This window comes from Collimonas sp. GW821-FHT02H07, assembly GCF_059421505.1.
Map to the genome: position 1 here is coordinate 1 of NZ_JBWKVC010000036.1, position 10,345 is coordinate 10,345.

General features: G+C 51.8%; 11 protein-coding genes and 1 pseudogene. 6 read left to right on the top strand and 6 right to left on the bottom strand.

Annotated elements, in window-relative coordinates; all coding sequences use genetic code 11:
- Positions 1-260 (bottom strand): hypothetical protein (locus AC07V8_RS25535; protein WP_494681123.1); only part of this gene is annotated, 260 nt, incomplete at its 3' end.
- A 499-nt stretch (positions 261-759) separates the two neighbouring features.
- Between AC07V8_RS25535 and AC07V8_RS25540 the strand changes: the two genes are divergently transcribed.
- The 4 genes from AC07V8_RS25540 (at position 760) to AC07V8_RS25555 (ending at position 3,691) form a co-directional block, all read left to right on the top strand.
- Positions 760-1,803, top strand: coding sequence for an OmpA family protein (locus AC07V8_RS25540; RefSeq protein ID WP_494681160.1), 1,044 nt, complete (start codon positions 760-762; stop codon positions 1,801-1,803).
- Positions 1,804-2,073: 270 nt separating this feature from the next.
- Positions 2,074-2,571 (top strand): hypothetical protein, encoded by a 498-nt coding sequence (locus tag AC07V8_RS25545; protein WP_494681159.1) that lies wholly within the window; start codon positions 2,074-2,076, stop codon positions 2,569-2,571.
- Positions 2,572-2,673: 102 nt separating this feature from the next.
- On the top strand, positions 2,674-2,976 hold the full coding sequence (locus AC07V8_RS25550; protein ID WP_494681158.1) for a hypothetical protein: 303 nt from the start codon (positions 2,674-2,676) through the stop codon (positions 2,974-2,976).
- Between the two features lie 394 nt (positions 2,977-3,370).
- Complete coding sequence (locus AC07V8_RS25555) at positions 3,371-3,691, top strand: LapA family protein (RefSeq protein ID WP_494681157.1); 321 nt, start codon at positions 3,371-3,373, stop codon at positions 3,689-3,691.
- A 359-nt stretch (positions 3,692-4,050) separates the two neighbouring features.
- On the opposite strand, the gene AC07V8_RS25560 is transcribed toward AC07V8_RS25555, so the two are convergent.
- From AC07V8_RS25560 to AC07V8_RS25580, 5 genes are all read right to left on the bottom strand, one after another.
- Positions 4,051-4,326, bottom strand: a complete 276-nt coding sequence (locus tag AC07V8_RS25560; RefSeq protein WP_494681156.1) for a hypothetical protein — start codon at positions 4,324-4,326, stop codon at positions 4,051-4,053.
- Positions 4,327-4,945: 619 nt separating this feature from the next.
- A complete protein-coding gene (locus tag AC07V8_RS25565; RefSeq protein ID WP_494681155.1) occupies positions 4,946-6,493 on the bottom strand; it encodes a hypothetical protein in 1,548 nt (515 codons plus the stop codon).
- Entirely contained in the window at positions 6,486-7,400 is a 915-nt protein-coding gene (locus AC07V8_RS25570) for a terminase small subunit (protein WP_494681154.1), read from the bottom strand. The genes AC07V8_RS25565 and AC07V8_RS25570 overlap by 8 nt, the downstream gene beginning before the upstream one ends.
- 9 nt (positions 7,401-7,409) lie before the next feature.
- Positions 7,410-8,144, bottom strand: coding sequence for a phage antirepressor KilAC domain-containing protein (locus AC07V8_RS25575; protein WP_494681153.1), 735 nt, complete (start codon positions 8,142-8,144; stop codon positions 7,410-7,412).
- The gene (locus AC07V8_RS25580) at positions 8,141-8,368 is read right to left on the bottom strand and encodes a helix-turn-helix transcriptional regulator (protein ID WP_494681152.1); all 228 of its coding nucleotides are present in this window, start codon (positions 8,366-8,368) and stop codon (positions 8,141-8,143) included. Before AC07V8_RS25580 ends, AC07V8_RS25575 begins: the two co-directional genes overlap by 4 nt.
- Before the next feature lie 838 nt (positions 8,369-9,206).
- Here AC07V8_RS25580 and AC07V8_RS25585 point away from each other — a divergent pair.
- Positions 9,207-9,746: a hypothetical protein gene (locus AC07V8_RS25585; RefSeq protein WP_494681151.1), complete on the top strand. Its 540-nt coding sequence runs from the start codon at positions 9,207-9,209 to the stop codon at positions 9,744-9,746.
- Between the two features lie 96 nt (positions 9,747-9,842).
- Positions 9,843-10,345 (top strand): annotated as a pseudogene (locus tag AC07V8_RS25590) (hypothetical protein); the annotation flags it as partial.

The window sequence follows — 10,345 nt, forward strand, 5'->3', positions numbered from 1 at the left end:
ACGTCGACAATCAGTTCACGGCGATCCGGCAGCGCATCGACGTAGAAGACATTCACGGCGCCAGCCGGCATCGCCTCTAGCGCCGGCACGTCCTCACGCATCTTGCCAATGAATGCATCGCCGATGCCGGCGGCCATGGGATTTTGCAGTAGCGACTGGGGATCAGCGCCATAGTCGGAACCGAGATAGCCGTTCGGCGGTGTACTCAGCCAGTGGCTGACCATGGCTTGAATGTCTTGGGCGGTGATCGTCGGTTTCATGGCGATGATGATAGGGCCATCGCCGAGGGTGAGATAAGGGGGTTTTCCTATTCACTAATAAAAAGCCCGTTAACCTTTCTAAGCGGATTGAAGTCGAATCTACGTAACATCAACAACGTCTACTCGCCATCCAAATCAACGCAATGCTCACGCGTTCTCCGTGTCTCAAAATCTCCAGTTTTTGAATGACGACAGACAATGGGATTGAAACTAACATTTATTAACATTCACATCTCAAATAACATCGAATTTTCCAATTCCATTATTTCAAAACGTTCAGCACAACGGACTTGAATCACAACGTTATATTGAAATAAATCCCAGAGCTAACAACTCAATTTTTCAATTGTTCACATTTTTTGCGTCAACAGACGTCAGCCCGTTCACGTTAGTCGAGCTCGTAGGGAATTCATGCAATACAGGGCCTTTTTGTTACATCACAGATTTAATCACACGTTTTACGCAGCTAAAGAATCTTTACACTTTATATAGAGAGATAATGATGAATCTAAACAAAATTAGCACGGCAATTTTTATATTGCTCAGTGCCTCTGCACTTAATGCCTCAGCACAAAGTGCTCCAGCATCGACATACAATCCATCCTGGTATGTCGCACCGAGCATCAATCTGATTGATCCAGATGCCCGCTTCCTAAGTGGCAATGACAAAAATGGTCCTGGGGCTGGCCTTCGGTTCGGCCGAGCCATTTCGGAAGACTGGGACGTGCAGTTGGGCGCAACCTATGGGCGTGCCAAAGATAAAGACGTAGGCATCACCTATAAGCAAACCACGTTGGGCGCTGATGCTTTGTATATGTTTTCCCGTGGCACATTCCAGCCGTTCCTGCTTGGCGGAGCCGGCGTCGAATACGATAAAGTCAACAACGGTCTTGGCGGAAGCGCCTCCAAGACAGCGCCATATCTCGAACTCGGCGCCGGCTTACGTTACGCAATCAATGATCAATGGGGTGTGCAAGGCGATGTACGTCGCTCTGTCGGATTCCTTGGCAGCAACAATAATTTCGGTTTCAAGCGCGACAACAACACCACATTCGGCCTCGGTTTGATTTACACCTTCGAAAAAATGCCAACCTCAGTCGCCGTTACACCACAGCCGCCAGAACCATCGCGGGTAGTCGTGCCGCCACCGGCACCACCGCGTTTTGAGAAGATCACGCTGTCATCGACTCAATTGTTTGGTTTTGATAGCGCCGTGTTACGCATGCCGCAACCAAAATTGGACGAAATTGCGAGCTCGCTGTCTGCTAATTTGCAAGTCAATAACATCGTCATTAGTGGCTACACCGACCGCCTCGGCTCCGACCAATATAATCAGAAATTGTCGCAGCGCCGCGCCGAAGCAGTTAAATCATATCTGGTCAACAAAGGTGTCGCTGCCGATCGTCTGACCTCTGTCGGAAAAGGCAAAGCTAACCCGGTGGTCGAATGCAATCAAAGAAATAGAACTGAACTGATCAAGTGCTTGGAGCCGAATCGTCGCGTAGAGGTGGAGCAGATCACGATTGAGAAGCAGGTGCGCTGATCACCTTTCAAGCCCAGATGCGCTCGTCATATATTCGAATGACTTTTTTCTGCCTGAAAATATGACGAGCTTTCTCGATACGATTTTTTTCGAGATTAGGCACAGCAATTCAGCCATGTCCGAAGTAGTACCACACGTCTTGTCAGGCTGCCGAAAATCAGTGTATCTAGCGACAGGTTGATATTTGAGTTGTTGATTGTCGGCGCTACTTCGCCGCATGTGCGTCGTTAGGTGATTTGCGACGCCGCAACAGAAGTGAGATGGTGCACAATGATTTTTGTAAAATTTCCAGCAGCCATTCTAATGGCTGGCTCGTTGCTTATTGTCCCCCCACTGCACGCAGAGGAAACTGGGACATCTACGAACAATGATTATTGGGAGCTGATGGTTTCTCCCTATGCATATCATTATCAATACAGCTCCGAGCATAAAAACGTAGTTTTAATCGGCATAGAACGCCATCGTAGCAATCAATGGTTCGTTGGAGGAGCGCTGTTCTCTAACTCCTTTGGGCAACCAACAGGTACGGCATATATCGGATATACCTGGGATCAGTTATTTGGACAACCCACCTTCTATGCAAAATTAGCTGGTGGATTAATGTACGGATATGTGGGGAAATACAAAGATAAAGTCCCCCTTAATTACAATGGGTTATCGCCAATCTTAGTACCTGCGGTCGGCTGGAAAATAACACCAAGCGACGCAGTGGAAGTTTCTCTACTCGGAACCGCTGGGCTTCTATTTTCCTACAATCGAAAATTTTAAATTGGCGTGGCGCCATTCCTGTGCATGCCACCATTTGTGACGATTCTCTTGCCAGTGGTGTCACGCAACGCATTTTTACACAGCAACCACGGGAAAATTAAGTTGAAATATATCGCATGTTCCCACTGTCGAACATTGATCATACGTGGTGCTGTTGTTTGCCGAAACTGCCAAGCTGAAATTGAGTACGGCGTACCTCTGATCGTATATGCTGTAGTCGCCATATTGAGCGTTGCTTTAGGTTATAAAATATCAAGCATTGTTCCTGCTGAACTAGAATTTTTCGCATGGGTCGCGGGGATAGGAGCATTCTTAATAGGGAGCATTGCTCTAAGAAAAATGTTCAGACATCGCGTATTTTTCAAAGGTGTTCCCGCACAAAAAAAATCTGGCACCGTTCTTTGAACCTATTCTATGCATCAGAAAACGCACCCTCTGCGGCCTAGCGCATCGCTCTCAAGCCAGACTCAACAGAATGATCGCGATCAGACCCCATGTAGTGCACGCTCTTCAAGAAAACCATCTTCCTATCATGGACACGCACCATCCTGCGAGGCCTAAGTAAATCCTAATTCTAGATCGGTATAACGTCTATGGGCCATATACGTAAAACAATACAATGGTGCCGCCAAATACAGTTCATTCGCAATAGAAATACCCCGGCTAGTAAATGCTATTCGCCGACGTCAAGCATGTAGCGCCGTACGCTTTGATGGCAACTTCTACAATGTCAATTCGCTGGTGATTATGTATTAGCACGACTTTTCAATTTTTACTGGTTCCATAACGAGACGATCATATGAAAATTATTTTTCGATTCATTACTATTCTTCTTTTCATAGCGTTTTTTGGATTCGCTTTGCAAAATAACAGCTACGTTAATCTTCAGTTTATTCCAGGTACAACGATGAGCGGCCCGTTGGTATTATTTCTCCTAGGATTCTTTGCTTCGGGTGCCACTCTTGGCGTGTTGTTGATGGTTCCATCAGCATTACGCCATCGCATTAATGCATCAAAAGCAAAAAAAACGTTGGCTTCAATGCAGAAAGAGAAAGAGTCACAGCGACCTCCGCAAACTCAAGCATCTCAGTCGGAGTCCTCCCCCTTCAAAGATCACTAAGAGTTCATGCGACCGTATTTAAATCCAAATTCGTATTCATCTTGCGGCAAATCACTTATTTGCAGAGCCTTTTGAGCAGACATTAGCGCAAGCATTACCAGCCCAGATCAGCAGCAACGCGTAGTTAAGAACAACACACCAAAGGAGAACTTCCTTAATCTCATTTATTGTCATGGCGCACCCTCGTGGCATTACGCTTTGGCATAGAGCGACGGCTTTGCACTATAATTCATGCGCCTGCTCCCACACTTGACACGGCTACTTCGTTCCTCAAGCAATCAGCCCCTTAATCCGAACCGATAGCAGACTGTCGGCAACGCTTATATCTGCAAGTTCCGACCAGAGGTGTGGCTGGTCCCTTAATCGGCGGCAATAAGGGGGAATCGCTGCCCATCCTTTGTGCTGACAATACAATCGCCGTCCAAGTGTCCAGCAGGATTCCCGCTAACTAGTTTTCCACCACTATTCATTACAAAATAGTAGAAGTTCCCATCCACCAATTTCCCCACTGGTTGCTCATTCGCCCCCTCATAGTAAATACCGTTGAGCAGATATCCGAGGGGATAATTCAGCTGAGCATCAGAAAATAACGTGTATTGAACGTTCTGAATCAAATTTAGATTCTTAATAGTCATTGCTCAATCCTCCGATTTCCACCACGATTTTCGTCGACACGCTCACCCGTTCGAAGACGACTAAGGGTTCGTACGACCGTATTTAAATTCAAACTCGTACCCACTTGGTGGTAAGTCATTTGACGGCGCATCATTTTGATGCTGCGCCCGCAGATTTTATTGCGATCGGATAACCGGCACCGTCATTCCAGGTCTATAGCTCCTATTACTCGGTTCGCCCCATTGCCCCATTATCGCTTTCGTCCAAACTGTATAGTTACGGGCTCCCCTGCGCCCTCATTTATGAATGTCGCTATCAGAATAAGGGGTGAGCAAAGATTATTTCCCTTGCTTATTCAAAGCAGCACAATCTTTACACAATGGCTTATTTCCAGTCCCAGACTGACGATTGTGGGCTGGTATTTCACTTCCCGGACCGCATTTAGTGTTGTTATGATGCTCCTGTTGCTTAATTGAGTACCAAGGGCTAGTTATAGGCATTTTGTTATCTCCAGTTCTTATGGCGAATTGCCACATAACAACTATAGCTGTTGCCGGTCGATCTACAATGTCGACAATGACAGCTTCCCTACCCCATTTGTTTCGTTCAAAATTAACGCCCCCTATGGACGGTGCGGCGCTACACACCAGCAAACGCTTCCGCTGCAGCTCTGAGCGTCGCGTCAATGCCTGAATGCCCAGAATGATCGCCATCGGATCCGATGTAATGCGCGCTCTCCAGGAAAGCCATGCACACGGTGTCCCACAAGTCGGGTGATGGAATGCCCTCTTCCTTCATTTTGTCCTTAGGCTCAATGTGATACCTGGCCTTTTCATCGAAAAAATAAGGAATCTTGGACGCCTGATCGAGCAGATCCTGGACGTGTTGATTAGAGAAGGTGATGCGGGCGTCCTTCACGGCCTCGGCGGCAAGCACTGAACACTGCGCGCGGAGGTTGAAGAAGCGATCCTTGTTTTTCTTTTTGAAGCATGGGTTGCCCCAGTTGATCTTGACGACGTTGGGGCAACCGAGGTTTTCGAGCATCTTGGCGAACTGGATGCCCTGCCCACCAACGTCGACCAGGATCGTGCAGTTGGATAATCGCTGCGTGTAGTGGAACACCTCGCCGGCGATGTGCTGCCAGTCCAGGGCATTCGAGAAAATAGGTACCTCCATGATGTCCACGCGGCGCGGATCAGCATCAATGCGATCGCCGTTGCCGATCACCCGCGCGTAGGTGCCAACGGTCTTGTCACGGAAGACGCCGGCGGCCACGTCGATGATGAACAGGTTGCCATAGGGCTCACCGGCGCTGATGGTGCGCTCGGCGCCAACCAGCTTCTCGACCTGGCTGCGGCCTAGCAAGAAGCGTTCAGATTGCTCGGGGAATAAGCCCAGCACGCGGATCTGGTACTCAACCGAATCTCGGCCGCCGCTCTCCTTCTCCCGCTCCTTGAGCCATTTGGTTGTCGCAAACGGTGAGCGCTCGGAGTTGAAGCGCAACGAATGCCAGGAGCCACCATTGCGCGCCGATAGCTTGTGATGCGAGGCGTGATGCCGGCCACTGCTGCGGACGCCCTGAGAGGCGATCAGCGTGCGGTTGCAGGGCTGCGTCTGTGTGCCATCGATGACGTCGAAATGGTCGTCACTCACGCCCGCGGCCTCATCGACAATGATCAGCTGGGCCCAGCGGTGTTTACCGGCGATGCCCACTGACTGACCTTTGGCGAGTGCAACGCGACCCACGAACCACTGCTCTTCGAAGCCAATCACATACACGCGAGTCTTCGTGATGACGAAATAGTCGCACAGCCAGGAGTGTGGGCCGTTCGCCATGGCAATCTTCGAGTCCTGCATCTCTTTCCAGACGCCGTCCGCCACCTGCTGCAGGTTCGGCGCACCGATGTAGGTGTTCGAGCCGATTTCCAGCTTGCCGTCGTAGACAGCATAGGGGTAGCACAGCAGATGCCAGAGCGCGATACGGCCGAACGAGTTGGTCTTGCCGGTGGAGGTGCCGGAAACCACGCTGACCTTGGCATCCATGGGCTCCATGGCCTGGTACAGGTCAATCTGGTCCGCGCTGGGCGATACGCCGCATACCTCGACGGCGAAGCGCAACGGGTCAAACTGATACCGCTCTACGAACTCCGGGTAGCGCGGATCATCCAGCAACCGCCTCTTAGCCATTCGCGACCGTTCCGCGCTCTTCATCCACCTGGCGTTGGCGCTCCTGCGCGCGCTGCATGGCGCCGGCAAAGCGTTCTTCCAGCACTTCTCGGGTATAGCTCTTCTCTACAGCATCGGCCAGCTTGTCTTTATATAGGCCGAAGTGGCGCGCCAGCTTATCCAGAGCATCGGTCTGGTTGTGCATCTGGATCTCCAGGCCGTCCTTGGTTTGCTTCACGCCGGCATACAGCGGCAGGCTCTCACGGCCAAGCTTGCGCGTATCAGTAAAGAACGGGCGTCCGACACCCTCGCCCCAGCATTCCGGGCACTCAGGATGCGGATCCCGGTTGCCGACGAAGCCCAGGCCGCCCTTGTCGTCCCATCCCAGCTCTGGCAGCTCCTCCAGCGCGCGCTTGGCGTTGGCATCAGCCAGCACCTGCTTAGCATCCTCCATCTCAGCCGGCGTGAACTGATAGCGATGCCCTTCTCCCCAGCAGTACCGGCAATTGACACGGCGATACTGCGTCAAGCTGTTCGGATTCGCCTGCGAGATCTCCACCCACCGGGAAATTACCATGTCGCCGTCGAAGATGCCCTGTTCGATGCGATCGTTCATTACCGCATCGACGGCCTGTTTGATACTAAGTTTTGCTAAGTGCTGTGCAGCTTGCTCATTAGCCGTCTTTGCTGAATAGCCAGCACGAATAGCAGCCTGCGTGCCATTCATGTCCTTGGTGTACTCGACGACGAACAGCTTTGCCTTGGGAGGCAGATCAAAGCCGTTGACGATTTCCTGCGCACGACTGAGGCGCGCTTGTGCAGCACTGTCATCAGCTGACGCCTCGAGCGCCGAGTCTTGCGTCGAAACCTTTACCGCCTTCTTAGTCGCCACGCGCGCCGGAGCCCCGGACTTAATTACCTTTGTCATTCACACTTCCTACGCTCGCGCGACCGACTCAGCCAACTTGGCAAGTCCTTTTGGCAATATCCGCACTTGCTCTACAATTTTCTCCGTACCGTCCGAGCGCTCGACTGTAGTTACCTTGTGTTCTAGGAACCCATTTTGCAGCCGCTCCTGGTAGGCAATCCAACCCGACCTCCCTCTCCTGCGATGCGTCCATTTATGCCGGTGCAACCAGTCAAACAAGTCCTTGGGACGCATTTGCAGCAACTTGGCAGCATCCGTAACGCACATGGAACCGTCCGCAGTGGCGATTCGATCCAGCGCTTCAACCTTGGGGCGCATGGCATTGTTCTGTCCCTCCAGGGCAAGGACTCTTTCGGAATAGCCCAGCAACAGATTGCGCATTGTGGCGGGGTCATTGAGCATGACCACCGGATCAACTTCCGCTTTTGCTTTGCGTTCGCATTCAAGGAAATATTGCCGCGCCTCTTTTCCCTTTGCGCTGCGCTCAACCATCGACAGCTCTTTTGCCATATCAAGTGTCAGATGGTATTCAGTTTTTGATTTTGCTCCGCTTGGCATCTGCTCCATAAATTTGTGGAGTAGGTAGTCTGCACCCTCCACAAATCCGTACTGAGCTATTCGAGCCTTGATCCAGGTTGAAAAATCCTGCTTGCTTTCGAGAAATCCATGAAGATCGCGCGCATTCGCGGTTTGAATGATCGCCCCATTCAATTTCCGCTGATCGATGCTAATCAATTCAATCATGATGTCACCTCAACCTTTCCGACCAGCTGAGCACGGCTATCTATCCACGCATCGATGTCGCTAGACAACCAACCGACAGCTCGGATCCCGACCTTAAAGCATTGTGGAAAGATGCCCTTCTTCATGTCGAGATAGATTGAAGCGCGACTTCTTCCGGTTCTTGCCATGACGACAGGCAAACGCTCAATCGAAGACTTAACAGGCGTAATTTGAGGGTGGGACATTGTGAGGCATCATAAGAGTTAGGCAGATCGCAATTAGAATGCATAAAAAGCCACCCCTCTTTGCGCGTTTTCCATTTTCTGATCCAGCATCCGACTCGCAATCATCTGCTCGCCTGTCCAGTAATTGCGATCACGTAAAAATTCACACGATTAAGGCCGATGCTCACAGTAAAAAACGGCACAACACCTCGCCACACAACCCGCTTCGCAGGCAGTTTCAGCGAAACCACCCGGAGTCTGCGCATGTTGTTTTACGCCTTGTCAAAAACGGACATCACATGCTCTCGACAGTTTTCCCATACGTCATCATTCGCAGTAACGCCATTCAGGCGCCAAGAAGGAAATGGCATTTTATATTTCTTGTTAGCGCTCCCAAGATGCGGCACGGAAAAACACTAGCCAAATCGGCCAAAGTATCTGTCTGATGCTGACAATATTTTGTCGTAGACACTAGATTTTTGCACTTCTATTATCAGACCAACGTCAATGCACTCGCTCGACGCGTCCTGCGCTGGTCGCATCCAAAGCGCAATATTTTTGTCGTGTTTTACCTTATCGAAAAATGACACTTCGATTTAATTCGGTGAGACATTCGCAACACTTGTTGCTGCATAGACACTCACTCCAATCCGACGCACCTCTTATGCACAGCATGCTGCCGACATGATCCTCATCTGTGGCAACGCTTGCCTGTGGCCAGGGGCACACGGGTAAGACAATCTGGTGAATGATGCCCCCACCTCAAGGAGAAACAGAAATGAAAAAGCAAATTATTGCCGCATCCATAGTTTCACTGTTTGCCGTCTCTGCATTCGCTGCAGGTACAACTACAATTACAATGACAAGAACCACCACCACTACTAGTACTGCAACTGCGGCATCGGTCGGTGGTGCAGGTGGCGCAGGCGGCTCGGCAACTTCAGGCGGCGCAGTCGGCGGAACAGCCATGGGCGGCACATCAACAGGCGGCAGTGCGACTCAAACCATTACCGGCGGCGCAGCAACCAGTGGCAACAACTGGACTGGCGCTGGCGGCGGCTCGGCAACAGGCGGCGCTACTACTGCCAGTGGCGGAACTGCCGGTGGCGGCGCCAGCGGCGGCAATGCCGGCAACACCATGCATGGCGACTCGACTGGCGGCGCAGGCGGCACACCAAGCACCTCCGGCAGTACACAGGCCTATAACGGCAATGCGCTGGCAAGCGGCGGATCGGCCTATTCCCACACCGGCAGCTCTAACGCATCGATCGGCGCCACCAATACCGGTGGCTCAGCTGGCAACTTCGTGTTCGCCGGCGGCGCCACATCCGGCAGTGCTTATGCCGGGAATGGCGGCAGCGGCGGCAATGCATACTCAAAAGCACTCGCTGGATTTTAATAACAACAGGCAACGGCTCGGTTAGCTATGAGTTGCGAGAGGGAAAAGAAATCTTTCCCTCTCGCTTGTAAAACCAACCGTTATGATGGAGAAGCCATGAAACGCATACTTATAGGCATCCTGGTAGCCTCGACCTTCACATTGCCTGCGCTAGCACAGACAACACCTACTTCTACATCCACCGCAACCGCGGTCGGCGGCGCCGGCGGTGTCGGCGGCTCGGCAGCCGGCGGCACGGCAGCCGGCGGCACCGCTTCCAATTCGATTTCGGGAACATATGGCGCATCTGCCACCAATGGCGGCAGCGGGACCGGCGGCTCAGGCACCGGCGGCAATTCAACCGTGAGCGTATCGGTCTCCCTGCCAACGACATCAGGAACATCCGGCACCGGAACGTCCGCAGGAGCAGGGGCCAGTAGCGCCGCAGGCGATCCTGGCAGCAGCCCGAACAACACCAAGACCACGGTCGACTACGGCGGCACGTACTCCATCAAGACCGTGCCGAATATTGTTGCGCCATCACTGACGACCACCTTGTCCGACACCTGCATGGGTTCAGCATCGTTCGGCTTGTCGTTCACAGGTTTCGGCGCCACCGG

Coding starts and splice junctions, on each gene's coding strand:
- AC07V8_RS25560 (WP_494681156.1), bottom strand. CDS start 4,326: ATGACTATTAAGAATCTAAATTTGATTCAGAACGTTCAATACACGTTA.
- AC07V8_RS25565 (WP_494681155.1), bottom strand. CDS start 6,493: ATGGCTAAGAGGCGGTTGCTGGATGATCCGCGCTACCCGGAGTTCGTA.
- AC07V8_RS25570 (WP_494681154.1), bottom strand. CDS start 7,400: ATGACAAAGGTAATTAAGTCCGGGGCTCCGGCGCGCGTGGCGACTAAG.
- AC07V8_RS25545 (WP_494681159.1), top strand. CDS start 2,074: ATGATTTTTGTAAAATTTCCAGCAGCCATTCTAATGGCTGGCTCGTTG.
- AC07V8_RS25540 (WP_494681160.1), top strand. CDS start 760: ATGATGAATCTAAACAAAATTAGCACGGCAATTTTTATATTGCTCAGT.
- AC07V8_RS25580 (WP_494681152.1), bottom strand. CDS start 8,368: ATGTCCCACCCTCAAATTACGCCTGTTAAGTCTTCGATTGAGCGTTTG.
- AC07V8_RS25575 (WP_494681153.1), bottom strand. CDS start 8,144: ATGATTGAATTGATTAGCATCGATCAGCGGAAATTGAATGGGGCGATC.
- AC07V8_RS25585 (WP_494681151.1), top strand. CDS start 9,207: ATGACAAGAACCACCACCACTACTAGTACTGCAACTGCGGCATCGGTC.
- AC07V8_RS25555 (WP_494681157.1), top strand. CDS start 3,371: ATGAAAATTATTTTTCGATTCATTACTATTCTTCTTTTCATAGCGTTT.